This is a genomic window from Sphingomonas sp. AX6 (genome assembly GCF_902506605.1).
Taxonomy (GTDB): Bacteria; Pseudomonadota; Alphaproteobacteria; order Sphingomonadales; family Sphingomonadaceae; genus Sphingomonas.
This window is the reverse complement of record NZ_LR733979.1, coordinates 321,132-346,505: the sequence shown is the minus strand read 5'-3', so window position 1 is coordinate 346,505 and position 25,374 is coordinate 321,132. Positions and strand designations below refer to the sequence as shown.

At 64.2% G+C, this 25,374-nt stretch carries 23 protein-coding genes; 13 read left to right on the top strand and 10 right to left on the bottom strand.

What is annotated here, in order from left to right:
- Complete coding sequence (locus tag ENHY17A_RS01675) at window positions 1–1,389, bottom strand: TIGR03013 family XrtA/PEP-CTERM system glycosyltransferase (RefSeq protein WP_159709490.1); 1,389 nt, start codon at window positions 1,387–1,389, stop codon at window positions 1–3.
- Between the two features lie 164 nt (window positions 1,390–1,553).
- Here ENHY17A_RS01675 and ENHY17A_RS01670 point away from each other — a divergent pair, with 164 nt between their 5' ends.
- Together ENHY17A_RS01670 and ENHY17A_RS01665 are read left to right on the top strand one after the other, a co-directional pair.
- Window positions 1,554–2,618: a mannose-1-phosphate guanylyltransferase/mannose-6-phosphate isomerase gene (locus ENHY17A_RS01670; protein ID WP_159709488.1), complete on the top strand. Its 1,065-nt coding sequence runs from the start codon at window positions 1,554–1,556 to the stop codon at window positions 2,616–2,618.
- Between the two features lie 80 nt (window positions 2,619–2,698).
- Window positions 2,699–2,965 carry a hypothetical protein gene (locus tag ENHY17A_RS01665; RefSeq protein ID WP_159709486.1) on the top strand — a complete coding sequence of 89 codons (267 nt, stop codon included), beginning with the start codon at window positions 2,699–2,701 and terminating at the stop codon, window positions 2,963–2,965.
- A 16-nt stretch (window positions 2,966–2,981) separates the two neighbouring features.
- On the opposite strand, the gene era is transcribed toward ENHY17A_RS01665, so the two are convergent.
- Complete coding sequence (gene era / locus ENHY17A_RS01660; RefSeq protein ID WP_159709484.1) at window positions 2,982–3,887, bottom strand: GTPase Era; 906 nt, start codon at window positions 3,885–3,887, stop codon at window positions 2,982–2,984.
- Entirely contained in the window at window positions 3,884–4,891 is a 1,008-nt protein-coding gene (locus ENHY17A_RS01655) for a fumarylacetoacetate hydrolase family protein (protein WP_159709482.1), read from the bottom strand. Before ENHY17A_RS01655 ends, era begins: the two co-directional genes overlap by 4 nt.
- Before the next feature lie 110 nt (window positions 4,892–5,001).
- Here ENHY17A_RS01655 and ENHY17A_RS01650 point away from each other — a divergent pair, with 110 nt between their 5' ends.
- The 6 genes from ENHY17A_RS01650 to ENHY17A_RS01625 all read left to right on the top strand — a co-directional run bounded on the left by ENHY17A_RS01650 (window position 5,002) and on the right by ENHY17A_RS01625 (window position 11,429).
- On the top strand, window positions 5,002–8,406 hold the full coding sequence (locus tag ENHY17A_RS01650) for a PAS domain-containing protein (RefSeq protein WP_236547690.1): 3,405 nt from the start codon (window positions 5,002–5,004) through the stop codon (window positions 8,404–8,406).
- A gap of 65 nt (window positions 8,407–8,471) precedes the next feature.
- Window positions 8,472–9,761 (top strand): adenylosuccinate synthase, encoded by a 1,290-nt coding sequence (locus ENHY17A_RS01645; protein WP_159709480.1) that lies wholly within the window; start codon window positions 8,472–8,474, stop codon window positions 9,759–9,761.
- 52 nt (window positions 9,762–9,813) lie between these two features.
- Window positions 9,814–10,143: an ArsR/SmtB family transcription factor gene (locus ENHY17A_RS01640; RefSeq protein WP_159709478.1), complete on the top strand. Its 330-nt coding sequence runs from the start codon at window positions 9,814–9,816 to the stop codon at window positions 10,141–10,143.
- Window positions 10,140–10,505 carry a DUF1428 domain-containing protein gene (locus ENHY17A_RS01635; RefSeq protein WP_159709476.1) on the top strand — a complete coding sequence of 122 codons (366 nt, stop codon included), beginning with the start codon at window positions 10,140–10,142 and terminating at the stop codon, window positions 10,503–10,505. Before ENHY17A_RS01640 ends, ENHY17A_RS01635 begins: the two co-directional genes overlap by 4 nt.
- Window positions 10,502–10,912, top strand: coding sequence for a VOC family protein (locus ENHY17A_RS01630; RefSeq protein ID WP_159709474.1), 411 nt, complete (start codon window positions 10,502–10,504; stop codon window positions 10,910–10,912). The genes ENHY17A_RS01635 and ENHY17A_RS01630 overlap by 4 nt, the downstream gene beginning before the upstream one ends.
- Window positions 10,905–11,429, top strand: coding sequence for an SRPBCC family protein (locus tag ENHY17A_RS01625; RefSeq protein WP_159709472.1), 525 nt, complete (start codon window positions 10,905–10,907; stop codon window positions 11,427–11,429). Before ENHY17A_RS01630 ends, ENHY17A_RS01625 begins: the two co-directional genes overlap by 8 nt.
- Window positions 11,430–11,447: 18 nt before the next feature.
- Here the strand turns inward: ENHY17A_RS01625 and ENHY17A_RS01620 are convergent, their stop codons facing one another.
- From ENHY17A_RS01620 to ENHY17A_RS01610, 3 genes are all read right to left on the bottom strand, one after another.
- On the bottom strand, window positions 11,448–13,562 hold the full coding sequence (locus tag ENHY17A_RS01620) for a transglycosylase domain-containing protein (RefSeq protein ID WP_159709470.1): 2,115 nt from the start codon (window positions 13,560–13,562) through the stop codon (window positions 11,448–11,450).
- A 68-nt stretch (window positions 13,563–13,630) separates the two neighbouring features.
- The gene (gene msrB, locus ENHY17A_RS01615) at window positions 13,631–14,050 is read right to left on the bottom strand and encodes a peptide-methionine (R)-S-oxide reductase MsrB (RefSeq protein WP_159709468.1); all 420 of its coding nucleotides are present in this window, start codon (window positions 14,048–14,050) and stop codon (window positions 13,631–13,633) included.
- A gap of 63 nt (window positions 14,051–14,113) precedes the next feature.
- Complete coding sequence (locus ENHY17A_RS01610; RefSeq protein WP_159709466.1) at window positions 14,114–14,737, bottom strand: class I SAM-dependent methyltransferase; 624 nt, start codon at window positions 14,735–14,737, stop codon at window positions 14,114–14,116.
- A 181-nt stretch (window positions 14,738–14,918) separates the two neighbouring features.
- On the opposite strand from ENHY17A_RS01610, the gene ENHY17A_RS01605 reads away from it, so the two are divergent.
- On the top strand, window positions 14,919–15,239 hold the full coding sequence (locus ENHY17A_RS01605) for an antibiotic biosynthesis monooxygenase family protein (protein ID WP_159714011.1): 321 nt from the start codon (window positions 14,919–14,921) through the stop codon (window positions 15,237–15,239).
- Window positions 15,236–16,537 carry an MFS transporter gene (locus ENHY17A_RS01600; protein ID WP_159709464.1) on the top strand — a complete coding sequence of 434 codons (1,302 nt, stop codon included), beginning with the start codon at window positions 15,236–15,238 and terminating at the stop codon, window positions 16,535–16,537. Before ENHY17A_RS01605 ends, ENHY17A_RS01600 begins: the two co-directional genes overlap by 4 nt.
- Here the strand turns inward: ENHY17A_RS01600 and ENHY17A_RS01595 are convergent.
- Window positions 16,488–18,776 (bottom strand): CDC48 family AAA ATPase, encoded by a 2,289-nt coding sequence (locus ENHY17A_RS01595; RefSeq protein ID WP_159709462.1) that lies wholly within the window; start codon window positions 18,774–18,776, stop codon window positions 16,488–16,490. The two genes, ENHY17A_RS01600 and ENHY17A_RS01595, sit on opposite strands and share 50 nt — an antisense overlap.
- A gap of 332 nt (window positions 18,777–19,108) precedes the next feature.
- Here ENHY17A_RS01595 and ENHY17A_RS01590 point away from each other — a divergent pair, with 332 nt between their 5' ends.
- Entirely contained in the window at window positions 19,109–20,002 is an 894-nt protein-coding gene (locus tag ENHY17A_RS01590; RefSeq protein ID WP_159714010.1) for a LysR substrate-binding domain-containing protein, read from the top strand.
- A gap of 93 nt (window positions 20,003–20,095) precedes the next feature.
- Here ENHY17A_RS01590 and ENHY17A_RS01585 read toward each other — a convergent pair whose 3' ends face one another.
- Entirely contained in the window at window positions 20,096–20,542 is a 447-nt protein-coding gene (locus tag ENHY17A_RS01585; protein WP_159709460.1) for a peptidylprolyl isomerase, read from the bottom strand.
- Between the two features lie 139 nt (window positions 20,543–20,681).
- On the opposite strand from ENHY17A_RS01585, the gene mgtE reads away from it, so the two are divergent.
- Both mgtE and ENHY17A_RS01575 read left to right on the top strand, forming a co-directional pair.
- Window positions 20,682–22,091 (top strand): magnesium transporter, encoded by a 1,410-nt coding sequence (gene mgtE / locus ENHY17A_RS01580; protein ID WP_159709458.1) that lies wholly within the window; start codon window positions 20,682–20,684, stop codon window positions 22,089–22,091.
- Window positions 22,092–22,127: 36 nt separating this feature from the next.
- Window positions 22,128–22,529 (top strand): DUF1489 family protein, encoded by a 402-nt coding sequence (locus tag ENHY17A_RS01575; RefSeq protein WP_159709456.1) that lies wholly within the window; start codon window positions 22,128–22,130, stop codon window positions 22,527–22,529.
- 214 nt (window positions 22,530–22,743) lie between these two features.
- On the opposite strand, the gene ENHY17A_RS01570 is transcribed toward ENHY17A_RS01575, so the two are convergent.
- Both ENHY17A_RS01570 and ENHY17A_RS01565 read right to left on the bottom strand, forming a co-directional pair.
- Window positions 22,744–24,327, bottom strand: coding sequence for a GMC family oxidoreductase (locus ENHY17A_RS01570; RefSeq protein WP_159709454.1), 1,584 nt, complete (start codon window positions 24,325–24,327; stop codon window positions 22,744–22,746).
- On the bottom strand, window positions 24,261–25,220 hold the full coding sequence (locus ENHY17A_RS01565; protein ID WP_159709452.1) for a sterol desaturase family protein: 960 nt from the start codon (window positions 25,218–25,220) through the stop codon (window positions 24,261–24,263). Before ENHY17A_RS01565 ends, ENHY17A_RS01570 begins: the two co-directional genes overlap by 67 nt.
- Window positions 25,221–25,374: the final 154 nt, after the last annotated feature.

The following is a 25,374-nucleotide window of genomic DNA, read 5'->3' as shown; positions in this document are numbered from 1 at the left end:
TCAGCGCGCGCCCTCGGGCCACAGCACGACACGGATGGTCTGAAGCAGGATCAACAGGTCGAGGAACGGCGAATAATTCTTGGCGTAATAGAGGTCGTACTCCAGCTTCTGCCGCGAATCGTCGATCGAGGCGCCGTAAGGATAGTTGATCTGTGCCCAGCCGGTAATGCCGGGCTTCACCATGTGGCGCTCGGCATAATAGGATAGCTGGGTTTCGAGATCCTCGACGAATTGCGGGCGTTCGGGGCGCGGACCGACGAAGCTCATTTCGCCCTTCAGCACGCTCCAGCATTGCGGCAGTTCATCGACGCGAATCTTGCGGATGATGCGGCCGATACGGGTAATGCGCGGGTCGTTCTTTTCCGCCCAAACTGCGGTCCCGGCGACCTCGGCATCGCTGCGCATCGAGCGCAATTTGATGATGTCGAACCCCTGATTGTACAGCCCGACGCGGCGCTGGCGGTAGAAAGCCGGTCCCTTGCTGTCGAGTTTGACCGCGATCGCGGCGATCAGGATGAGCGGCAGCGTCAGGACCAGCAGCAACAGGCTGGCGCCGATGTCGAACAGTCGCTTGAACGCGCTCGAAAACATCCGACCCGATGAAAAGCCGTCGGAAAAGATCAGCCAGCTCGGGTTGACGCTGTCGAGATCGACGCGCCCCGTCTCGCGTTCCAGAAAGGTCGAGATTTCGTTGACATGGACCCCGGTCGTCTTGATCCGCAACAAGTCCTTGAGCGGCAGCGCATTGCGTCGTTCCTCCAGCGCGAGCACGACTTCGGACGCGTTCAACAACACGACATGGTCGGCGAGATTGTAGATCGCATCGCGCGCGATCGCCTCTGGAATGACGCGGTTGGCTTCGCTCATCGACACATAACCGACGACGACGAACCCGGCGCCGGGACGTTGCGCCAGCACCTTCAGGCGTTGGGCGCGCGGTCCTGCGCCCAGGACGACGATCCGCCGCTTGAACGCCTGTCCGCCCAAGGTCTTGCCTAACAGGATGCGAAGCCCGATCAGCAACCCCATCGACACCAGCATCGCGTAGAACAGGTTGGATCGCCAGAACGTCAGTGCGGGGACCAAGAAGAAAATGAGCGCGAGAAAGATGACGCCCAGCGAGATCGCAACGAGCAAGCGCGCGGCGGCAAAGCGGATCGATTGCGTCGCCTGCGCACCGTAAACGCCCACCGCAACCATCGCCAGCATCAGGCTGGCGGCAAAGCTGAACATTTGCGGCAGCCGCGTGTGGATGGGTTCGACCAGCATCCCGATCTGATCCGCGCGGATCAGCCACCCGGCCTCCGCCGCCAGCAGCAGCAGCATGAAATCCAGCAAGCCGAGCAGCAGCACGGCGTTCGGGATATAGTGTTTGAACAACCTGATCATGCGCGCACGGGTCCGGGGCGCGGGTGTAAAACCCGCCGACACCTTCCTCTGTCGCAATAATTGACAAAGATTTTCTGAATATGCCGAAGAACCCTTCGGCGTCGGACATCGTTTGACGCGAGCGCGCCAGCGATTAACGTGGCGTCAGAGGGAGTTCGCCGAACATGGGCGTCGATGCGCTGATTGTCCCCGTGATCCTGTCCGGCGGCGCGGGAACGCGGCTATGGCCGATGTCGCGGCCCGATACACCCAAGCAGATGCTGGCACTGACCGGCGAGCACACGATGCTTCAGATGACGGCCGATCGGGTGCGATTCGGCAAACGTTACGCCGCGCCGATCGTGGTGGCGAGCGCCCGTCATGCCGACGCGATCGACGCGCAACTGGCGGGGATCGGCATCGACAATGCCTGCCTGGTCCTCGAACCGGCAGCGCGCAACACGGCACCCGCGATCGCACTGGCGGCACTGGCGGCAGGCGGCGGCGACGCACCATTGCTGGTGATGCCGTCCGATCACGTCATCGCGGATCAACCAGCATTTCAACGCGCAGTGGACTTGGCATTGCCGCTGGTGCGCGACGGCTGGCTGGTGACGTTCGGCATTGCGCCCGACGCGCCCGAGACCGGCTATGGCTATCTCCATATCGGCGAGCAGGTCGCCGATGGGGCTCACAAAGTGGCGCGCTTCGTCGAAAAGCCGCCGCGCGCGGCGGCCGAGGCAATGATCGCATCGGGCGACCATGCCTGGAACGGCGGCATTTTCCTGTTCCGCGCCGATGCATTCCTGAATGCGCTCGGCGAACACGCGCCTGACATTCTGGCAGCGGCGACAGCGGCGACAAATGGCGCAACGCGTGAGAACCGTCACATCCTGCCCGATCCGGCCGCCTTCGCCGCGTCGCCGTCCGAATCGATCGACTATGCGGTGATGGAAAAGGCGACGCGGGTGGCCGTCGTTCCGGTTTCGATGGGCTGGAGCGATGTCGGCAGTTGGGACGCGCTTCACGCGATCAGCAAGCATGACGATGGCGGCAATGCGCTGTCGGGCGACGTCACCGCGATCGACTCCACGAATTGCCTGGTGCGCACCGACCATGCGCGGATCGCGATGGTCGGGGTGAGCGACCTGATCGTGGTCGCCAACGGCAACGACATATTGATCCTGCCGCGCGGCCGCAGCCAAGAGGTGAAGCGGATCATTGCCGAACTGGACGACGGGGGCGGTTGATCCCTCCATAGCGGAGGCACTTGCGTTTGATCCGCCCGGCATTGCTGTTTCTACTGGTCGCTCTTGCAAAGGAGCAGTCCATGAAATCGACCAAGATGTGGAGCGCAATTGCTCTCGTCGCCGCATTCGCAGTTACCGGCACCTCAGCAGCGCAAGTTGGCGGCGACATCCCGCTCTACGACTATAATTATTACTCGGATGCGACCTATTCCGAGCTGGTCGGCAGCCAATCCGGCGTTTGCTATCAAGGTTATGCCGGGGTCGGCCCCACATACGGCACGATCACGCCTTATGAGCAGCAGGTCCAGGTTGGCGTTTGTCGGAACGGCGTCACGATTTACTGGTGATGGTCACGCGTCCAGCTCACTCCACCCAATCCAGCCCGATGTCGCGATAGAGGCTCTTGTCCTCCTGCCACTTCGGAGAGACTTTGACGTGGAGATAGAGGTGGACGCGTACCCCCATGATCGCCGCCAAATCGGCGCGCGCCTTGCTACCGATTTCCTTCAATCGCTGGCCGCCCTTGCCCAGCACGATCGCGCGCTGGGTGTCGCGTTCGACCAGGATCTGCTGGTGGATTTCGACGGAGCCGTCTTCGCGTTCCTTATACTGTTCGGTCGTGACCGCAGCCGAATAAGGCAATTCGGCATGGAGCTGATGGTATAGCTGTTCGCGCGTGACCTCTGCTGCGAGCATCCGGTCGGTCGCGTCCGACACCTGATCCTCGGGGAAATGCCACGGCCCCTCGGGCATCCGCGCCGCTAGCGCCTTCTTCAGTTCGGGGACGCCGTCGCCGGTTGTGGCCGATACGAAAAAGATTTCGTCGAACGGGACATGCGCGTTCAACTGCTCCGCATGCCGGAGAAGGCGCGGCTTGTCGGCGATATCGACCTTGTTGAGGACCAGGAAGCGGGGCTCCTTGCGCTCGGCGATCCGCTCGGCGATGGTGCGGACCTTTTCGGGCAGCCCGCCCTTGGCGTCGACCACCAGCACGATCGCGTCCGACCCCCGCGCGCCTTCCCACGCGGCCGCGACCATTGCCCGGTCGAGCCGCCGGTTGGGTTCGAAAATGCCCGGCGTGTCGACCAGCAGCAGTTGGGTGTCGCCTTCGATCGCGATGCCCATCAGCCGGGTACGCGTCGTCTGTGCCTTGGGACTGACGATCGCGACCTTTTGCCCGACCAGCGCATTGACCAATGTCGACTTGCCCGCATTGGGCGCGCCGACAACGGCAACCAGACCGCAATGGGGAGAGATAGGTTGGGTCAAGCGGCCACCACCGCCTGTTCGATCGTGCCGAAGATCGGATGATGCTTGTCGTCCTCGGCCCAGATGCGGACTGTGTCGCCCGCCTTCAGGAACGGGGTCGTCGGCTTGCCGTCTTTGATGGTTTCGATCGTGCGGATTTCGGCGATGCAGCTATAGCCGACGCCACCGTCCGCAACCGGTTTGCCGGGACCGCCGTCTGCGTCGCGGTTGGAGACCGTGCCCGATCCGACGATCGTGCCCGCCCCCAGCGCGCGGGTCTTGGCGGCGTGCGCCACGAGCGTTCCGAAATCGAACGTCATGTCCTCGGCCGCATCGGCCCTGCCGAACGGCTGGCCGTTCAGCTCGACCATGAGCGGACGGTGCAGCTTGCCATCCTGCCACCAGTCGCCGAGTGCATCGGGGGTCACGAACACCGGCGAGAAAGCGCTGGCGGGCTTCGACTGGAAGAATCCGAATCCCTTGGCCAGTTCGCCGGGGATCAGGTTGCGAAGCGACACGTCGTTGGTCAGACCGACCAGCCGAACCGCGGCCAGCGCTTCCTCGCGAGACGCGCCCAGCGGCACGTCGCCGGTCACCACCACCACTTCGGCTTCCAGATCGCAGCCCCAGCTTTCGTCTTTCAGCGGGATATCATCGCGCGGGCCGAGAAAACCGTCGCTCCCCCCCTGATACATCAACGGATCGTGCCAGAACGTCTCGGGCATTTCCGCACCCCGCGCCTGTCGCACCAACGCGACGTGATTCACATAAGCCGATCCGTCCGCCCACTGGTACGCACGCGGCAACGGCGCCGCCGCCAGCCGCTCGTGAAAACGCATCATCGGAATCGCCTCATGGTCGAGGTCGGTCGACAGGTTGCGAAGGTCCGCCTCTACCGCGTCCCAATTGTCGAGCGCGGCTTGCAGCGTCGGCGCGATGTGGCTGGCATCGGCATACCAGGCGAGGTCGTTCGATACGACGACGAGCTTGCCGTCGCGTCCGTGCTTTAGGCTGGCGAGTTTCATGGAGTCTCCCTTGATTGGCCCCAGACATAGTGGGACAACGCAACTTGTCGAGCCGGTGGCGGTTATCCGGGCGATTGACACAGACGTAAAGCGGGGCAACGAACGCCAACATGTTCTCGGCGCTCAATTTTCTGGATTCCGGTGGCGAGATGGGTCGATTGATCCGCGATCACGACTGGTCCGGCAATCCGGTTGGCACACCTGATGCGTGGCCGCAGCCGCTGCGCTTCGCACTCAATATCTGCATGGGATCGAGCTTTCCGACGGCGATCTACTGGGGGCCGGAGCTTCGGCTGTTCTACAATGACGCGTGGGCGCATATTCCGGCAGAACGGCACCCCTGGGCTTTGGGGCAGCGCGGCGCGGACGTGTTTCCCGAAATCTGGAGCGTTGTCGGGCCGCAATTCGACCGGGTGATGGAAACGGGTGAGGGTTTCGCCGCCTTTGATCAGCGGTTGGACATGTTCCGCGACGGTCGTACGCAGGAAACCTATTGGAATTACAGCATCACGCCGATCCGCGACGAGCACGGCGCGGTGGTCGGCATTCTCAACCAGGGAAACGAGACGACGCGCACGATCATGGCCGAGCGTGCACGGCTGGCGGAGGTCGGACGGCTGCGCGACCTGTTCGAACAGGCACCCGGCGCGGTCGCGCTGATGCGCGGCCCCGACCATGTCTATGAAATCGCCAACGACGCCTATCTGGAGCTGACCGGGCGGCGCGAAATCCTGAACCGGCGGTTCGTCGATGCATTGCCCGAGGTCGTCGATCAGGGGTTTCTCGATCTGCTCGACCGCGTGTTCGCCAGCGGGGAAGCGCATCGCGGGTTCGGCGTTCCGGTCGAACTGGCGCGGGGCGAAGGCGGGGCGATCGAGGAACGGCTGATCGATTTCGTCTATCAGCCGATCAAGGATTCGAACGGCAACGTCACCGATATCTTCGTCGAGGCGACCGACGTCACCGACCGTGCGCGCGCCGAACAACGGCTGCGCGCGACCGAGGAACGGCTCGAACTTGCGCTTCACACGTCGATCGGGATCGGCATCTGGGATTGGGACGTGCCAGGCGACCGGGTGGTTGCCGATCGGCGCTTCGCCGCATTGTACGGCGTCGATCCGGACCGCGCGGCCGAAGGCGTTCCAATCTCCGAATTCCTGACCTTCATCCATCCCGACGATGTCGAGGCGCTGGGCCGTGCGATCGACCATGCCGTCGCGACCGGCGAGCCCTACGCTCATGACTACCGGATCGTTCAACCCAGCGGGAAGGTGCGCTGGGTATCCACCCATGGCCAGTGCGCGCGGGACGACGCGGGACAGCCGAACCGCTTCCTGGGCGTCGCGTTCGACATCACCGAACGGGTTCAGGCCGAGGAAAATGCGCTCGCGACCGCCGAAGAGCTGCGCGATGCGACCGAAACCCAGGCCTTCGTCTATGCGCTTGCCGAACAGCAGCGCGCCGCAGAACATGTCGACGACATCATGGCGTCGACATCGCAGGCGCTGGGCGAGCGGCTGGGGCTCGACCGCGTCGGCTTTTTCCGGGTCGGCGACGACCGCGCGCTCGAATTCGGGCCGAGCTGGACCAGCGGAAAGCTGCCGCCGATCACGGGGACGGTTCCCGGCGGCACGATGGGGCAGCAGGTACGCGATCAATATGCGGTCGGCAGGACGGTCGTCATCCGCGACGCCGCAACCGATCCCGACCATGCCGACACCCCGCTCGCACGGCTGTCGCCTGCCGGAATCGGCGTGCCGCTCCTCCGTCAGGGCCGGTGGGTCGCGAGCCTCTACGTCAGCCAGGCGACCGCGCGCGATTGGACCAACGAAGAAATCGCGCTGATCGAGGGGATTGCCGAGATCAGCTGGGATGCCGTCGAACGCGTCGAGGCGATCGGTGGGCTGGTCGACAGCGAAGCCAAGTTTCGCGGTATCGTCAATTCGATCGAACAGATGATCTGGTCGACCCGACCCGACGGTTTCCATGATTATTACAATGACCGATGGTACGAATATACCGGCACCCCGCCCGGATCGACTGATGGCGAAGGGTGGAACGACATGTTCCACCCCGACGATCAGGAGCGCGCCTGGGCACGCTGGTCGCATTCGCTGGAGACGGGTGAACCCTATCAGATCGAATATCGTCTGCGCCACCGCAGCGGCGATTATCGCTGGGTGATGGGACGTGCGCACCCGGTGCGCGACGAGCGCGGGCGCATCACCCGCTGGTTCGGCACCTGCACCGACATTCAGGACATCGTCGATGCGCGCGAAGTGCTGGCCCGGTCGCGCGCCGAACTCGAAACTGCGGTCGACGAACGCACGCGCCAGTTGATGGCGACCGAAGAACAATTGCGCCAGGCGCAAAAGATGGAATCGATCGGCCAGCTGACTGGCGGGATCGCGCATGATTTCAACAATATGCTGGCGGTCGTGCTGGGTGCGCTCGACCTGCTGGAACGGCGCATGGCACGCGGCGAGACCAATTTGTCGCGTTACATCGATGCCGCGCGCGACGGGGCGCAGCGCGCCGCCGGGCTGACCCAGCGTCTGCTCGCCTTTGCCCGCCAACAACCGCTGGCACCCGCCAGCATCGACCCCAACCAGATGTTGCTGGGGATGATCGACCTGTTGACGCGGACACTGGGTGAAGGCGTGCGGGTCGAAACCGTGCTCGAACGCGAATCCTGGCGCGCCAAGGCCGACCCGAGCCAGTTGGAAAATTGCCTCATCAACCTGTCGGTCAATGCCCGCGATGCGATGCCGCGCGGCGGTACGCTGACCATCCGCACCGCCAATCGCACCATCGGCCGCGACGATGCCCAAGTGATGGGGCTGGCCCCCGGCGATTATGTCGAGATCGCGGTGGGCGATACCGGCATGGGAATGCCGGATGATGTCGCCCAGCGCGCGTTCGAACCGTTCTTCACCACGAAGGAAGTCGGCAAGGGCACCGGACTTGGCCTGAGCCAGGTCTTCGGGTTCGTCCGCCAGTCGGGCGGGCATGTCGCGATCGATACCGCGCATGGGCGCGGGACGACGGTTCGGATCGTCCTGCCCCGCGATTTGATCGGCCCCCTGCCCGACGCCGTCCCCGACGATCGCCGTTCGACCCCGCGCGGCGCGGGCGAATCGATCCTGCTGGTCGAGGATGAGGAACGCGTCCGCACCTTCTCCGCCGAAGCGCTGCGCGACCTGGGCTATACGGTGATCGAGACCGTGGACGGCGCCGAGGCACTGTCGCTGATCGATCGCGGCGCGCGCGTGGACCTGTTGTTCACCGACGTCATCATGCCCGGCATGACGGGGCGTGAACTCGCCGAGCGCGCCAGTGAGCGGATCGCGGGGCTGCGCGTGCTCTACACCAGCGGCTATACCCGAGACGTGATCGCGCGCCGCGACGGCGATGCGACGCTGATCGAACGCGACGTGCTGGCCAAACCGTTCGGGATCGACGAACTCGCGCGTCGTATCCGCGAGGCGCTTGATTCGGAACGCGTCGCCGCCTGATCCTTGCCGCAATGCCCCCCAGCGACTAGGGAGCGGGCGCTTCCAATCGCACGAGGAATTTCGCGGTGGCCAATGTCGCAGTGATCGGCGCCCAATGGGGTGATGAGGGCAAGGGAAAGATCGTCGACTGGCTCGCCGAGCGCGCCGATGTCGTCGTCCGGTTCCAGGGCGGGCACAATGCTGGGCATACGCTGGTCGTCGGTGAGGCGGTGTACAAACTCTCGCTGCTGCCGTCGGGCATCGTCCGCGGCACCCCCAGCGTCATCGGGAACGGCGTCGTGCTCGATCCCTGGGCGCTCAAGGCCGAGATCGAGAAGCTGTCGGCGCAGGGCGTAACCATCACCCCCGACACCTTGCACATCGCCGACAATTGCACGCTGATCCTGCCGTTTCACCGCGATCTCGACGCGTTGCGCGAAGACGCATCGGGCGCGGGCAAGATCGGGACGACGCGGCGCGGCATCGGTCCCGCTTATGAGGACAAGGTCGGCCGCCGCGCGATCCGGGTGTGCGATCTGGCGCATCTCGACAAGCTCGACGCCCAACTCGACCGCCTCACCGCGCATCACGACGCGCTGCGTGCGGGTTTCGGCGAGCCGCCGATCGACCGCGCCCGGCTCGTCGCCGACCTGACCGAGATCGCCGAATTCGTCCTGCAATTCGCATCGCCCGTGTGGAAGATGCTCAACGAACAGCGCGCACGCGGACGCCGCATCCTGTTCGAAGGCGCGCAGGGCGTGCTGCTCGACATCGACCACGGCACCTACCCCTTCGTCACCTCGTCCAACACCATCGCGGGCACCGCGGCAGGCGGATCGGGCCTAGGGCCAAGCGCGGTTGGCTTCGTGCTGGGCATCGCCAAGGCCTATACCACCCGCGTCGGATCGGGGCCGTTCCCGACCGAGTTGGACGATGAAACCGGCGAGCGGCTGGGCGTGCGCGGGCATGAATTCGGCACCGTCACGGGGCGCAAGCGCCGCTGCGGCTGGTTCGATTCGGTGCTGGTGCGCCAGTCGGCGGCGGTCGGCGGCATCACCGGCATCGCCCTGACCAAGATCGACGTGCTCGACGGCTTCGACGAGGTGAAGATCTGCACCGGCTATCGCTTGCGCGGCGAAACGCTCGACTATTTCCCTGCCCATGCCGCCGATCAGGCCGAGGTCGAGCCGGTGTACGAAACCATGCCCGGATGGTCGGAATCGACCGCGGGCGCGCGTAGCTGGGCCGACCTGCCCGCACAGGCGATCAAATATATCCGCCGGATCGAGGAGTTGATCCAGTGCCCGGTAGCGCTGGTATCGACCAGCCCCGAACGTGAGGACACGATCCTGGTTCGCGACCCCTTTGCGGACTGATCGTTCAACCAGGCGGTTGACTATTTTGTAACAGACGTGCACGTTCAACTTCATGGTTGAACGAATCGATGCCACGTTTCAGGCGCTCGCCGATCCGACCCGTCGGGCAATGCTCGCGCATCTCGCGAACGGAGAGCGTTCAATCGGCGAACTCGCCGAACCTTTCACCATGTCGTTCGCGGGCGCATCGAAACATGTCGCAACGCTGGAAAAGGCCGGACTGATCGAACGCCGCCGTCAAGGCCGCCAATATCTCTGCACCTTGCGCGTCACACCGCTGGCAGAGGCACAGGCATGGCTTTCTCAATGGGAAGCTTTGTGGACGCGTCGGCTCGATCGACTCGATTCGCTGATCGCCATCGAAAAAGGAGAGAAGGTATGAGCTTCATTGATGGGTTCGTTCTCGCGGTGCCGACTGCAAACAAGCAGGCGTTTCGTGACCAAGCCACATTCGCGGCCAAGGTCTTCATCGAACATGGCGCGCTGCGCGTGATCGAGTGCTGGGGCGAGGAGGTGACCGAAGGCGAGAAGACCGATTTCCTCCGCGCCGTGCAGGCCAAGGACGATGAGACTGTCATGTTCTCGTGGATCGAATGGCCGTCGCGCGCGGCGCGCGACGCCGGAAATGACAAGGTCGCCAACGATCCGCGGATGCAACCCGACGCCAAAGAACAGCGCCACTTCGATGGCACCCGCATGATTTATGGCGGCTTCAGCCCCCTTCTGGATGTGCGCGCGACATGAAAGTCACGCTGCTCAGCATCATCGTCGCGGACCAGGATCGCGCGCTCGCCATGTACCGTGACACGCTGGGCTTCGTGCTCAAGGACGACCTGGCGACCGGACCACCGGGTGCACCGCGTTGGATCACGCTCGAATCGCCCGAGGTGCCGGGTGGCACCCGGATTTCGCTCGAGCCCAATGCCTTCCCCTTCGTCGCCGAGTATCAAAAGGCGCTGAAGAACAACGGCGTCCCGCTGACCGCCTTTGCCGTCGTCGATATCGATGCCGAACATGCGCGGCTGACCGAGGCGGGGGTCGCGTTCAAATCGCCGCCCAGCGCAGGCGGCGACGGCGCACCGCGCATGGCGGTGTTCGACGACCAGTGTGGCAATTGGATCATGCTGTATGAGGAGAAAGCGGATGGTTGATCTCGAACGCCTTGCGCCCGACACGCTGCGGATGGAGCGATTGCTCGATGCCCCGCGCGAAACCGTCTGGCGCTGGTTGGTCGAACCCGACTTGAGAAAGCAATGGTTTGCGGGCGGACCCTTGCAACCGCGTGTCGGGGGCGAGATCGAACTGGTTTTCGACCATGATAATCTTTCCGCCAACGACGTGCCTTATCCTCCGCACTATGCCGAACATAAATGCGCGGTCGGGCGCGAGACGATCACCGAATCTGATCCGCCGCGCCTGATCGCCTTCACCTGGGACGGCGGCACGGAAGGCGTCGCGCGGTTCGAACTGTTCGAGGATGGCGCGCGCACGCGCCTAGTTCTCACCCATTCGGGCATCACCGGCCCGGCACCGATGGCCAATTTCGGCGGCGGCTGGCATTCGCATCTCGCGGTGCTTCAGGCGAAGCTGTCGGGCGATGTCGTGCGAAATTTCTGGGCATTGCACGCCGAATCGGAAGCGACGGTGAAACGCGTCTTAGGGGATTGAGAACGGAGCAGGCGTCGCTCAGTAAACCCCCTGCAACGCATCCTCGCGCGGCTGCGAAGGTGGTGGCCCCTCATTGGGACGACGCCTCTGCGGCGGGGCTTCCTCGCGCTGACCGCGTCCGATCGCGCGGTCGATCCATTGCTGGTCGAGCCGTTCGGGCGGTGGTGCGGGTTCGCTGCCGTCATCGGACGATGGCGTATCGGGCATCGGCAGTACGCCATAAGGCTGGACCGGATTGCCGTCCTCATCGACGAACAGGCCGTTGTCGGCTTCCCCGTAATAGCTCTCGTCGTCGGGCTCCAATTGCCATTCGGGCAACGTCACCTGAGTATCGAATTGTTCGACCGGGCGGTTTGCGACGGCCTTTTGCATGAAATTGGCAAAGGCACGCGCTGGCGCGGTGCCGCCCTGCAAGCCGCCAACCGCACGCGCATCGTCACGGCCCATCCACACGCCGGTGGTGATTCCGCTTGAAAAGCCCAGGAACCAGCCATCCTTGTTCGATGTGGTCGTGCCGGTCTTGCCAGCGACGGGACGTCCGATCTGCGCCGCCCGACCGGTGCCGGTGTTGACGGCGGTCTGGAGCATGTCGGTCATCTCGGCCGCGACATAGGGCGCGATCAGGACGAGCGATCGGTTGACCTCATGCTCATAGATGACCGAGCCGTTCGCGGTGACGCGAGTGATACCGTAGGGGACCACCGCCACGCCCTTGTTGGCTACGGTCGCAAAGGCGCGCGTCATGTCGATCAGGCGGACATCGGACGTTCCCAGCACCATCGACGGCTGGGTATTGATCGGCGTCGTCACCCCGAAACGCCGCGCCATGTCGGCGATCGTCCCCGTGCTGACTTCCTGTCCCAGTTGCGCCGCCACCGTGTTGATCGAATAGGCAAAGGCGTTGCGCAGCGACATCGTGCCGCTGAACCGCCCGGAAGAATTCCGCGGTCGCCAGCCGTTAATGTCGATCGGCCTATCGACCACTTGGTCGTCGGGCTTGATACCCGCCTCCAGCGCGGCGAGATAGACGAACAGCTTCCACGACGATCCCGGCTGACGCGTCGCCTGGGTCGCGCGGTTGTAGATCGACGCGACATAATCCTTGCCGCCGACCAACGCGCGCACCGCGCCGTCGCGGTCGAGCGCGACGAGCGCGCCTTGTGCCCCCGACGGTGCGTTCGCTTGCACCGCCTGGGTCGCGGCATTCTGCATGTTCAGGTCGATGGTGGTCCACACGTCGAGCGGCGCTTGCGTCTCGTCGATCAACACTTCCAACTGGGGCAACGCCCAGTCGGTGAAGTACCGCACGCTGTTCTGGCGCGGCGCGGCGGCGAGTTCGACCGTATCGGGATCGGCAGCGGCGGCTTCGGCAGCGGTGATGCGGCCCTGTTGGCGCATCAGTTCGAGTACGACGCCCGCGCGGCCGACCGCGGCTTCGGCATCGGCGGTCGGCGAATAGCGCGAGGGCGCCTTGACCAGTCCCGCGATCACGGCGGCTTCCGACAGGCTCAGCGTGTTGGCGTCATGGTTGAAGAATTTACGCGACGCCGCGTCTATTCCGTACGCGCCGCCGCCGAAATAGACCTTGTTCAGATAGAGCTCGAGGATCTGCTCCTTCGAGAATTTGCGCTCCATGGCGAGCGCCAGGATCATCTCTCGGAATTTGCGGCCGATATCGTATTTGTTCGACAGAAAGATCGTGCGCGCGACCTGTTGGGTGATGGTCGACGCGCCCTGCAAACGTCGGTCGGTGCCGTAATTGTCCCATGCGAATTTGACGATCCGTGCCAGCGCGATGGGATCGACGCCCCAGTGCGATTCGAACCGGCGATCCTCGACCGCCACCATCGCGTCGCGCATCACCGCGGGGATTTCGTCGTGTGAAATCCACTCACCATAGCTCGGGCCAAGCGACACGATCACGGTGCCATCGGCAGCGCGTACGCGGATCATCTGGCCATTGGGCGAGGATTTGAGCGCTTCATAGCTGGGGAGCGAGGCGCGCGCGCTATAGACCGCCACGACCAGCGCGATCAGCGCGGTAAGGCCGATCGCGGCGACGATCCCCGCGGTCCAGGCGGCGATGCGCCGCCAGTTGCGCGGTTTCTTTTTCGATGAGCGGGAAGATGCCATGGGATTGGCTTGCGTGATTAAGCGTTAACGCACGCTGTCACAAGCGGTTCTGATGGCACGCGACAGCCCTAAGCAGCCGCGCTGCCCTCTGCCGCATCGCGCGCGCGGAAATCGAGCGCGACCGAATTGATGCAGTAACGCATTCCCGTCGGCGGCGGGCCGTCGGGAAAGACATGGCCCTGATGTCCGTCGCACACCGCGCAGCGTACTTCGACCCGGCGCATGCCGTGAGTGACGTCCTCGTGATGAGAGAGCGATTCTTCCGCAACCGGCTGGGTGAAGCTGGGCCAGCCCGATCCCGAATCGAACTTGTCCAGCGAATCGAACAAGGGATTGCCGCAACCTGCGCACCGATACACGCCATCGGCCTTGTTATCGGTGAAATGCCCGGCATACGCGCGCTCGGTCCCGGCTTCGCGCAGCACGTGATAGGCCTCCGGCGACAGCTTCTTGCGCCACTCGGCTTCGGACAGGTTCATCTGGTTCATGAGAGGGAATGTGTGGTCGCGATGCGCCCGCGTCAATTCCCGGCAATTACGTAGAAGCCCGGATCAGGCGGGCTTGTCGCTCCATGCCCAGTAAAGCTGGGCGGGGGGCACGTTCCACCATACCATCCGGTGGTCGATCCGAGCGAAATGCGGGGCGATGAAATCGCGCACCCTAGGCGAATATTGATAGACGAGGAACGCGCCGCCGGGCTGCATCACCTGGGCGGTGGCGGTCGCGATCCGCGCACCGACCCCCGAGGGCAGGGTGGAAAAAGGAAGACCCGAAAGCACGTAATCCGCGCCATCCAGGCCAAGATCGGCGAGAATCTGCGCCACATCGGCGGCCGATCCTTCGACCGCGGTAAAGCGCGAATCGAGGATCGTCGCGTCGAGATAGCCGATGAAATCGGGATTGGTGTCGATTGCGATCAACCGGGCATCGGGCGCCATTTTTTCGAGGATCGGGCGGCAAAAGGTGCCGACGCCCGGACCATATTCGACGAACACCTTGCACTTGGCCCAATCGACTGGTGCGAGCATGGATGCGATCAGCCGGTCCGACGACGGGATGACCGACCCGACCATTACCGGATGCTTCAGAAAACCGCGAAAGAACATGCCCCAGGGGGTGGGAAGCGAAGCGCGGCGGGTCCGCGTGGCAGTGTCGCGCGTAGTGGAAGTGTTCACTCGAAATTTCCGTAAAATGGCCCGGAGCGGGCGGACATAGCGGAGCGAAGCGGCGTCGCAAAGCTGTAACGTGCGGGAAGGAGGGTGGTTGCGGGACGACCCAACCGCGATCCCGCGAAAGCCGGGATGGCACATGCGGGCAACGGGTTGCGATCCGCAACCAATCGCGTATCCCACGCGCATGCCGCAACCAGGAGAGATCGCCGTCATCTTCGCCTCGCAGCGAAATGGCGTGGACGATGCAGGATATCGGGCAGCGGCGGACGCGATGGAGGCACTGGCGTCGGTCCAGCCGGGCTATCGCGGGATCATATCGTCGCGCGGCACCGATGGGTTCGGCATCACCATCAGTTATTGGACCGATCACGCCGCCGCGCTTGCCTGGCGCGACCATTCCGAACATGCCGCGATCCGCGATGCGGGCCGCGCGGTCTGGTACGACCGTTATCAGGTGACCGTCAGCGAAGTCGCGCGCAGCTATGACTGGGAGCGCGGCGGATGACGCGCGACCGCACCTTCATCCTGTTGTTCTTGATCATGCTGGTGATCGCGGCCGGCAATACCGCGCTGCAATCGGTGCTGCCCGCGCTGGGGCGATTGCTGGGCGTGCCCGACAGCGCGGTGGCGGCGGCGTTTTCGGTATCGGCATTGCTGTGGGTGCTGGCCGCACCGTTCTGGGCAAATCGTTCGGACCGTAGCGGTCGGCGAGCGATGGTTCTGCTTGGAATCTGGGGATTTACGGCGTCGCTGTTCCTGTGCGGGCTGTTCCTGATGATGGGAATCAACGGCTGGGTCGCGCCGGCCACGGCATTTCTGCTCTTTATCGGCGCGCGGCTGATCTACGGCACGTTCGGTGCCGCCGCGCCGCCTGCGGTTCAGGCGATGGTGGCCAGTGCGACGACACGTGAAGAACGCACCCGTGCGCTGACGCTGCTGGGATCCGCCTTCGGGCTGGGGACGATCCTCGGCCCCGCCTTCGCGCCCTATCTGGTGCTCGGCAGCCTGGGACGTATCGAGGTCGGGTTGGCGGGACCGGCGTTCATCTTTGCGATCGTCGGCATCGGAATCGCGGTCGCAACGACGCGGATGCTGGGCGAATCGCTGCCTTCACCCGAGGCGCGCGGGGCGGCATCGGCCTATCCGTCGATCGGCGGACAATCGTCGGGCGCGAGCATCACCGCCGCAACGGCCGAACGCAGCGAGCGGGTGGGTTATTTCGATCCGCGCATCCGCATCTGGATGATCATCGGGCTGGTGATGGGCCATGCCCAGGCGATGACGGGACAGGCGATCGGCTTTCTGATCATCGACCGGCTGGCGGTGCCGCCGATGGAGGCGTTGCAACCCACCGGCATCGTGCTGATGATGGGCGCGGGCGCGGCGCTGTTGGCGCAATGGGGGATCATTCCGATCCTGAACCTGAAACCACGGCAATTGGTGCTGTGGGGCATGGCCATCGGCGCGGCGGGGTGTCTGGTAACGGGCACCGCCGATTCGCTCTATGGCATCGCCACCGGGTTCGCGCTGGCGTCGCTCGGTTTCGGGTTCCTGCGTCCCGGATTTACCGCCGGGTCGTCGCTGGCGGTGGGTGCCGCAGGGCAAGGGTCGGTCGCGGGCAAGGTCACGTCGATCAACGGCGCGGCGTTCGTGCTTGGCCCCTCGATCGGGGTCGGCATGTACGAAATCTGGCGCCCGCTGCCCTATCTGACTGCGAGCGCCGTGCTGGTCCTGCTGTTGATCTATGCCGCGATCAGTCTTGGTGTTTTTCGCCGCGCGGAGTCACCTGACCGGGGGAGATAAAGCCGAGCGGCGTCATCGCCTCCTGCTTCAACTGCGCCGACATGCGGCGATATTCGTCCTCCATCTCGGGCGTGACCGATGCGCGCGATTCGCCCAGCGCCTTTTCGAAATGCGCCATGGCGACTTCCCGAGTGGACAGCGATTCGCGCAGCGCGAACATGCCCGCGCGTCGCACCACATCCTCCAGATCCGCGCCGGTGAAGCGTTCGGTGCGCGCTGCAACCGCGTCGAGGTCGACATCGGCGGCCAGCGGCATCTTTTCGGTCTGGATCGACAATATGTGCCGCCGTCCGGGCTGGTCGGGCACCCCGACATAAACCATTTCGTCGAACCGTCCGGGACGCATCAACGCCGGGTCGATCATGTTGGGGCGGTTGGTCGCGCCGATGACAACGATCGACTGCAATTCCTCCAGCCCGTCCATTTCGGCCAGGATCGTGTTTACCACGCGTTCGGTCACTTGCGGCTCGCCCTGCCCGCCGCCGCGTGCAGGCACCAGCGAATCCAGTTCGTCGATAAAGATGACGCACGGCGCCACCTGACGCGCACGCGCGAACAGCTTGGCGATCTGCTGCTCGCTTTCGCCATACCATTTGCTCAGCAGGTCGGACGATTTGGTGGAGATGAAATTGGCCTCCGCCTCACGTGCAACCGCCTTTGCCAGCAGCGTCTTGCCGGTGCCGGGCGGGCCGTAGAGCAGGAATCCCTTGGCCGGACGAATGCCCAGACGCAGGAAGGCGTCGGGGTCTTTCAGCGGCAATTCCACGCCTTCCTTCAGCCGTGCCTGCGCATCGCCCAGCCCGCCGATATCCTCCCAGCGGACATTCGGCTTTTGGACCATGACTTCGCGCATCGCCGACGGCTGCACGCGTTTCAGCGCATCGACGAAATCCTCACGCGTGACCGACAGATTGTCGAGCACCTCGGGTGGGATCGTCCGTTCGGAAAGGTTGAGTTGCGGCATGATCCGCCGCACCGCCTCGATCGCGGCTTCGCGGGTCAGCGCCGCCAGATCGGCACCGACGAAACCGAATGTGGTGCGCGCCAGTTCGTCGAGATCGACCCGCTCGCCCAGCGGCATGCCGCGGGTATGGATGCCCAGGATTTCGCGACGGCCGCGCTCATCGGGCACGCCGACGACGATTTCGCGGTCGAAGCGGCCAGGACGGCGCAATGCCTCGTCGATTGCCTCGGGGCGGTTGGTGGCGGCGATCACGACCAGATTGGCGCGCGCCTCCAGCCCATCCATCAGCGTCAGCAATTGCGCGACGAGGCGCTTCTCGGCCTCGCCCGACACTTGGCCGCGTTTGGGCGCGATCGAATCGATTTCGTCGATGAACACGATGGAGGGCGCGGACTTGGCGGCTTCCTCGAATACCTCGCGCAGCCGCTTTTCGGACTCGCCGTAGGCCGATCCCATGATCTCGGGGCCGTTGATCAGGAAGAATTCGGCATCCGATTCATTGGCGACCGCGCGCGCTAGTCGCGTCTTGCCGGTGCCGGGGGGACCGTGGAGCAGCACGCCCTTGGGCGGTTCCACCCCCAGCCGTTCGAACAATTCCGGGTAGCGCAGGGGAAGCTCGACCATCTCGCGCAACTGGTCGATCGTCGCCGCCATCCCGCCGATATCGTCATAGGTAACGTCGGCGCGGCGGGTTTCCTGCGCTTCCTGATAATCGGCGCGCAGTTCGATCTCGGTATTCTCGTCGATCTGGACCACGCCCTTGGGCACGGTCTGGACCACGGTCAGCCGGATTTCCTGAAGCGCATAGGCGGGCGCGCGCAGATATTGCGCGACATGCGGCGGGATATCCCCGACTCGCTGTTGCCCTACGGTGGCGACGGTATCGCCCTGACACATCGGACGCCCGGCGAAGGTGCGCTGAAGCGCAGGCGAAGACCCTTCGAGGCGGAGATTCTTTTGCGCAGGGGCAAGCACGACGCGAGTCGCGGGCTTGGGATCGCTCTTGCGGATTTCGACGAAATCGCCCGACCCGACCCCGGCATTGGCGCGCTGGAGCCCGTCGATGCGGACGACCTGGATGGTCTCGTCCTCGGGATAGGGGAAGACGACGCGCGCGGGCGTCACGCGCTTGCCGATCAGCTCGACGATATCGCCTTCGGTCACGCCCAGTTGCGCCATGATCGATCGCGGCAGCCGCGCCAGACCGCGCCCCGAATCGTCGGGCCGTGAATTGGCCACCTGAAGCTTGATCGTATCGCTTTCCTGATCGGCCACGCGCCGTCCTCCCGCCAGTCGTTTAATCTCGAACGCGGGAGATAGGGTGGGGGTCCGTAATTCGCCAGCATACGGGCTTCGTTGTGTGATCGCCCCTCGGCGATGAGCGCGAGCGGGAGCACGCCAAAAAAAAGGCCGATCCCTGGGGACCGGCCGTGAAAGGTTTAGGAGAGGATGCCTGAAAGGCCCGTTCTTTTTGCGGCGGTGCGGCATATTGTGCAAGTGCGAAATAAACAGGGTAAGTTGCGTTTTTTGCAATTGATACCGGTAACCCGGCGCGGTCCACCGTGGTATCGGTTGCAAATTGCAATGTCGCGGCGCACAATATCGCGATGCGCAGGCTGCCTCCCTTGTCCGCGATCGAAGCGTTCGTGCATGTCGCGCGGCTGGGGTCGATCAAGGCGGCGGCAGAGGAACTCGCTTTGTCCTCGCCTGCGCTCAGCCGCCGTATCCAGACTCTGGAACGATTCATGGGGCGCAGCCTGTTCGACCGGCGACGTCAGGCGATGGTGCTCAACGCTGACGGCGAACGGTTGATCGGCCAGCTTGCCCCTGCGCTCGACGCGATGTCCGATGCGATCGAGGCCACGACCAGTGGCGTCGGGGTGATGCGGCTGCGATTAAGCGTTCTGTCGTTGTTTGCCTCGCAACAATTGCTTCCCAAATTGCCGGAGCTTCGCCGTCGCCATCCCGAACTGCACCTCGACGTCGATACCGCCGCCCACGGTGCATCGCGGCTGGGGGAGGGGATTGATGCCGCGATCGTGCTGAGCGAAAGCGTCGATCCGGCCTATTATTCGGTGCGGCTGAACCGAAACCGCGTGTTCGCGATCGCGGCGCGGGCAGTGGTGGAAGGCGACGACCCGATCACCGATCCGCGGCAATTGGCCGGTCAAACCATCCTGATCCACCGCGACATGCCGACGACGTTCGAAATCTGGCGCGAAGGCATGGGCCATCCACATCTCGAGCCCGCAGCGATCGACCATTTCGATTCAGGCGCGCTGATGCTGGAGGCGGCAGCCCAGGGGCTGGGCATCGCCTTCATGTTCGAATCTCACTTCGAGGAAGCCCGCGACCCGCGCATCGTCAACCTGTTCGGGCGTGCGGTCGATTCGGGGTATAGCTACTGGTTCGTCTGCCGCCCGCGCGCGCTATCGCAGCGCCCGGTAAAGCTGTTCCACGACTGGCTGGTCGAGGCGTTCGGAGCCCAGCAACCCTCCTAAATCGGTTCGTGCCGAGCCCGCCGAAACGCCATCCGTTTTCTTTCCAGGAAAGAAGGACAGCATTTCGACAGGTTCAATGTAAATGGGGTTTGGTTACGCCACGGTCGCCTTGACGATCTTGCCCGGCGTGCGGGGTGGTTCGCCCTTGGGCAGCTTGTCGACATGTTCCATGCCGTCGGTCACTTCGCCCCACACGGTATATTGCCCGTCAAGGAAGCGCGCATCGTCGAGGCAGATGAAGAACTGGCTGTTGGCCGAGTTGGGGTCCATCGTCCGCGCCATCGAACATACGCCGCGCTTGTGTGGCTCCTTCGAGAATTCCGCCGGAATGTCGGGCTTGTCCGAACCGCTGGTGCCGGTGCCGGTGGGATCGCCGCCCTGCGCCATGAAGCCGTCGATCACGCGGTGGAACACCACGCCATCGTAGAAACCGTCGCTTGCCAGTTCGGTGATGCGTTCGACGTGCTGGGGGGCCAGGTCGGGGCGCAGGCGGATCGTGACGTCGCCGGTGTCGAGCGTCAGGGTCAGGGTTTCGGCCATTGATAATCTCCGTGGATGGGAATGGCAACGCGCCTAATGGGCGCGGTCCTTCAGGTAAAGCGGTCCATTGGCAGGGGAGTTCCCACTCGCTAGAGAAGCGCAGCCCAACCCCTTGGAAACCCCGCGTGGAGGTCGAACGATGAGCGAGACCGAATTTTCCCGCGAGGCCATTGAGGCGCGGACCAGCGAACTCGACGAGGACGATCGCCTTAAACCCGAATTCGTCCGCGCCGTTCTGGCCGCAGTCGAGGCAGGCGACGGTGAGGCCGCACGCGAAAAGGTCGAACGGCTCCACCCCGCCGACATCGCCGATCTGATCGAGCTGACGCCGGGCGATCAGCGTGCCGCGTTGGCCTCCGCCATCGCCGACCTGATCGACGGCGACGTGCTCGCCGAAATGAACGATTGGGTCCGCGAGGAACTGATCGACGCATTGGAGCCGCATCAGGTCGCACACCTGACCTCGGACCTCGACACCGACGACGCGGTTGCGATCATCGAGGATATGGAGGCCGACGAGCAGCAGGCGGTGCTGCGTGCGCTAGACCCCGACGATCGCGCCGCGATTGAGGAGGCGCTTAGCTATCCGGAGGAATCCGCCGGTCGCTTGATGCAGCGTGAGCTGATTGCGGTGCCCGAGCATTGGACCGTCGGCGACGCGATCGATTTCCTGCGCGCCGACGATCAGTTGACGACCGACTTTTGGGAAATCTTTGTCGTCGATCCCGCCCACCACCCGGTCGGCACCTGCAACCTGTCCTGGATCCTCCGCACGCCGCGCTCCGTCGCGATCGGCGACGTGATGAAGCGCGAACAGACGCTGATCCCGGTCGATATGGACCAGGAAGAAGTCGCGCTGCGCTTCCAGAAATACGGGTTGATCTCGGCGGCCGTCACCGATGCGAGCGGGCGGCTGGTCGGCATGATTACGGTCGATGACGTGGTCCACATCATCTCCGAAGAAGCCGGCGAAGACGCGCTGCTGATGTCGGGCGCAGGCGAAGGCGACATCAACGAACCGATCCGCGACAGCTATACCGCGCGCGTGCGGTGGCTGATCGCCAATCTGTTCACTGCGCTCGTCGCCTCGGGGATCATCGCCTATTTCGGCGCAGCCATCGAAGAGATGGTGGCGCTGGCGGTGCTGATGCCGATCGTCGCATCGATCGGTGGCAATGCGGGCACGCAGACTATGGCAGTCGCGGTCCGCGCGCTCGCCACCAATCAGCTGACCCAGTCGAACACCGCGCGGACGATTCGCCGCGAAATCCTGCTCGCGGTGTTGAACGGCGCGACGATCGCGGTGCTGATCGGGCTGGGCGCGGCGGCGTTCTTCGGCGACGTGCAACTCGGTATCGTCATTGCCTCCGCAATGGTCATCAACGTGCTCGTCGCGGGACTGGCCGGGGTGCTGGTGCCCGTCGTGCTGGAACGGCTGGATCAGGATCCCGCGGTCGCATCCTCGGTATTCGTGACGATGATCACCGATTCGATCGGCTTTCTGGCGTTTCTGGGACTGGCGGTCGCGACCGGGTTGGTCGGCAATTGACTTGATCGCGGGCGCTCGTCCGCCCAAATCGCACCGGTGCCGCTTCACCTCACAAAAGTCGCTTACGGTCATGACAGCCTGGAGCATCTGCGCGACCGCATCGCTCTGCGCGAGTCCGAAGGCGGGCTGGTACTGACCACGCGCTACCTGCCCAAACGCGTGGCCGAAATCGACGGCGGCTCGCTCTACTGGATCATCAAGCACCAACTCGTCGCACGCTCGCCGATCCTGAGATTTGGAGAGGCCGAAGGGGGGCGAGTCGCGATCCATCTCGAACCGCGCCTGATCCTGGTCAATCCGCGCCCAAAGCGCGCACATCAGGGCTGGCGCTATCTCGAGGGCGCCGATGCGCCCGTGGATATGGGTGGCGATGGCGAAGGGGTGGCGGCGATGCCGCTCGCGCTGGTCGGGAAGCTAAACGCGCTGGCGTTGTTGTAGCTATCTTCGCCTCTCTCCCCCGTTTGTCCTGAGTAGCCATCGAGTAGCGGCGTAGCCGCGTATCGAGAGGGCGTATCGAAGGAGGCCAAGCCAGAGCGCCCAAATCCGTACTTCGATACGCGCCCTCGATACGCTCCTTCGGAGCTACTCGGTCTCTACTCAGCACAAACGGGTGGAGAGGTGAGGAGTGGGGTTGGCGCTTATAGACGCCAATCTAACCATCCCCCCGCACGAACGCCGCACACCGCTCGCCGATCATGATCGACGGCGCATTGGTATTCCCCCCCACCAGCCGCGGCATGATCGATGCGTCGCCGATCCACAGCCCGTCCACGCCGCGGACCTTCAACCGCGAATCGCACACGGCATCCGCATCGCCCCCCATCCGTGCGGTGCCGACGGGATGATAGATGGTGTCCGCCCGCGACCGGATCAGTGCCTCCAGCGCGTCGTCGTCGTCGAGGTCGACGGGATAGCGGTCGCGTCCCTGATACTGCGTCATCTGGGGCTGTTCCAGGATACGGTACATCGCCCGCACCCCTTTCATCAGCAGGTCGACGTCGCGGCGATCGGTCAGAAAGGCCGGGTCGATCAACGGTGCAGCACGCGCATCGGCGGACGCCAGCCGCACCGTTCCCCGGCTTTCGGGACGCAACACACAGGCGTGGCAGCTAAACCCATGCCCCGGCACCTTGGTCCGGCCATGATCCTCGACGATCGCGATCAGGAAATGGAGTTGCAGGTCGGGCGCCGGCAGTCCCGGCTGAGACGACAGGAATGCCCCCGCCTCCGCATAGGGCGTGGTCATCGCGCCGGTGCGTTTGCGAAACCACTCCCACATCTGCCCCAGCGAGCGCATCGAACCTTTCAGCGATCGACCCAGGAACAGGTCCCCCGGCGTCTCGAACGCAGCGGTATAATCGAGGTGATCCTGCAAATCCGACCCCACCGCCGCGCGGTCGATCTGCACGTCGATGCCGTGGTCACGAAGATGCGCACCCGGCCCGATCCCCGACAGCATCAGCAGTTGCGGTGTCCCGAACACCCCGCCCGCCAGCACGACGCCACGCCGCGCGCGAATGGTGTGCGCCTCTCCACCGCGCGAATAGGTAACGCCGACCGCACGGCCATCGTCGAACACCACGCGCTCCGCGATGACATCGGTCAGGATTTTCACATTGGCAGGCGGCTTGCCGTCGCCCAGATAGGCGCGCGCCGCCGACCAGCGTTCGCCCTTTTTCTGCGTCACTTGATACAGGCCGACGCCTTCCTGACGCACACCGTTGAAATCGGGGTTGAACGGGATTTGCAGGCTCTCCGCCGCCTCGATGAACGCGCGGCTGCCGGGGTGCGCATAGTCCTGATCGCTGACATGCAGCGGGCCGCTGTCGCCGTGAAATGCGTCGCTCCCGCGCACATTGGTTTCCGCACGCTTGAACACCGGCAGCACATCATCCCAGCCCCAACCGCTGCAGCCCAGCCTTTCCCAATTGTCGTAATCCCACGGATGGCCGCGCACATAGAGCATCGCGTTGATCGCGCTCGATCCGCCCATCCCGCGTCCGCGCGGCTGGTATCCCCGTCTGCCGTTCAGCCCGACCTGCGGCACGGTGTCGAAGCGCCAGTTGGTGCCTTCCTGCTGGAACGGCATCATGCCGGGCATGACGGTCTTCCACCCGTCATTGCGCCCGCCCGCCTCCAGCACCGCGACGGTCGTGCGCGCGTCTTCGGCTAGGCGACCCGCGACGGCGCTTCCGCCCGATCCGCCACCGACGACGATATAGTCGACCTCTTCCATGTCCCCTGCTCCTCTCGCGCCCGCCATTTTTGGCGGATCGTATCGCTGGTGTCGCGGCTGCCGTCATGGCTCCAGCCGGGTGGTCCGAAGATATAGCCTGTGCGGGCGCGCCAGTCCGGCGCGGCCTTCACGTCGCGCGCGATGCCGATCCATTCGTGGAATGCCGCCCATAATATGTTGAAGCTGCCCAGGTTGCGGACGATGCCATAGCGCGGTCGATCCTCATCGCGTTCGGCCACGAACGTCCCGAACATTCGGTCCCAGACGATGAACACGCCCGCATAGTTGCTGTCGAGATAGCGCGGATTGGTCGCATGATGGACGCGGTGGTGCGACGGCGTGTTCATCACCGCCTCGAACCAGCGCGGCATCCGCCCAATCGTCTCAGTATGGATCCAGAATTGATAGACCAGGTTCAGCGCCGCGACGAAGAACACCATCGCTGGCGGAAAGCCGATCAGGAACAGCGGCAGGCGAAAGAGGAAGGTGGCGGAGAAAAAGCCGGTCCAGGTCTGACGCAGCGCGGTCGACAGATTATAATGCTGCGAACTGTGGTGGATGACATGGCTCGCCCAGAACCACCGCACCCGGTGCGCCGATCGGTGAAAGACGTAGTAAGCCAGATCGTCGAGCACGAAGGCGATGACGAACCAGTACCAAGCCCATGAAATCTCGAAGACCGCGAACTGGTGGACCCAGACCGCAAGCGCGAACACCAGCCCTGCCGACAACACCCCCGCGACCGTGCTGCCCAGCCCGAGCCCGAGCGACGTCAGGGTATCCTTTGGGCAATAGCGCCGCCGATCGCGAAACCGCGCTGCGATCATCTCGGCCAGCACCAGCGCCACGAACGCGGGAATGGCGAGATCGACGGGATCGGGCAGGTTGGGCATTTGCAGGCGAGCTTACATCGCTGTCAGCAGGCGCGCCAGCGCGATTGTGGGGCGCGCGCTACCCGCTACCGTCACCCCGGCCGTAGTGCCGGGGTCCACCAAGCCGCTCGCGCATCGCCACAGATGAGAACGTTGCGCCCGCCACCCGGTGGAC

What these genes read in the sequence shown, in the direction of transcription:
- ENHY17A_RS01600 (WP_159709464.1), top strand. Translation starts at nt 15,236, where the DNA reads ATGACGCGCGACCGCACCTTCATCCTGTTGTTCTTGATCATGCTGGTG.
- ENHY17A_RS01590 (WP_159714010.1), top strand. Translation starts at nt 19,109, where the DNA reads ATGCGCAGGCTGCCTCCCTTGTCCGCGATCGAAGCGTTCGTGCATGTC.
- ENHY17A_RS01570 (WP_159709454.1), bottom strand. Translation starts at nt 24,327, where the DNA reads ATGGAAGAGGTCGACTATATCGTCGTCGGTGGCGGATCGGGCGGAAGC.
- ENHY17A_RS01665 (WP_159709486.1), top strand. Translation starts at nt 2,699, where the DNA reads ATGAAATCGACCAAGATGTGGAGCGCAATTGCTCTCGTCGCCGCATTC.
- ENHY17A_RS01630 (WP_159709474.1), top strand. Translation starts at nt 10,502, where the DNA reads ATGAAAGTCACGCTGCTCAGCATCATCGTCGCGGACCAGGATCGCGCG.
- ENHY17A_RS01635 (WP_159709476.1), top strand. Translation starts at nt 10,140, where the DNA reads ATGAGCTTCATTGATGGGTTCGTTCTCGCGGTGCCGACTGCAAACAAG.
- msrB (WP_159709468.1), bottom strand. Translation starts at nt 14,050, where the DNA reads ATGAACCAGATGAACCTGTCCGAAGCCGAGTGGCGCAAGAAGCTGTCG.
- ENHY17A_RS01620 (WP_159709470.1), bottom strand. Translation starts at nt 13,562, where the DNA reads ATGGCATCTTCCCGCTCATCGAAAAAGAAACCGCGCAACTGGCGGCGC.
- ENHY17A_RS01650 (WP_236547690.1), top strand. Translation starts at nt 5,002, where the DNA reads ATGTTCTCGGCGCTCAATTTTCTGGATTCCGGTGGCGAGATGGGTCGA.
- mgtE (WP_159709458.1), top strand. Translation starts at nt 20,682, where the DNA reads ATGAGCGAGACCGAATTTTCCCGCGAGGCCATTGAGGCGCGGACCAGC.
- ENHY17A_RS01625 (WP_159709472.1), top strand. Translation starts at nt 10,905, where the DNA reads ATGGTTGATCTCGAACGCCTTGCGCCCGACACGCTGCGGATGGAGCGA.
- ENHY17A_RS01585 (WP_159709460.1), bottom strand. Translation starts at nt 20,542, where the DNA reads ATGGCCGAAACCCTGACCCTGACGCTCGACACCGGCGACGTCACGATC.
- ENHY17A_RS01675 (WP_159709490.1), bottom strand. Translation starts at nt 1,389, where the DNA reads ATGATCAGGTTGTTCAAACACTATATCCCGAACGCCGTGCTGCTGCTC.
- ENHY17A_RS01640 (WP_159709478.1), top strand. Translation starts at nt 9,814, where the DNA reads ATGGTTGAACGAATCGATGCCACGTTTCAGGCGCTCGCCGATCCGACC.
- ENHY17A_RS01670 (WP_159709488.1), top strand. Translation starts at nt 1,554, where the DNA reads ATGGGCGTCGATGCGCTGATTGTCCCCGTGATCCTGTCCGGCGGCGCG.
- ENHY17A_RS01565 (WP_159709452.1), bottom strand. Translation starts at nt 25,220, where the DNA reads ATGCCCAACCTGCCCGATCCCGTCGATCTCGCCATTCCCGCGTTCGTG.
- ENHY17A_RS01605 (WP_159714011.1), top strand. Translation starts at nt 14,919, where the DNA reads ATGCCGCAACCAGGAGAGATCGCCGTCATCTTCGCCTCGCAGCGAAAT.
- ENHY17A_RS01655 (WP_159709482.1), bottom strand. Translation starts at nt 4,891, where the DNA reads ATGAAACTCGCCAGCCTAAAGCACGGACGCGACGGCAAGCTCGTCGTC.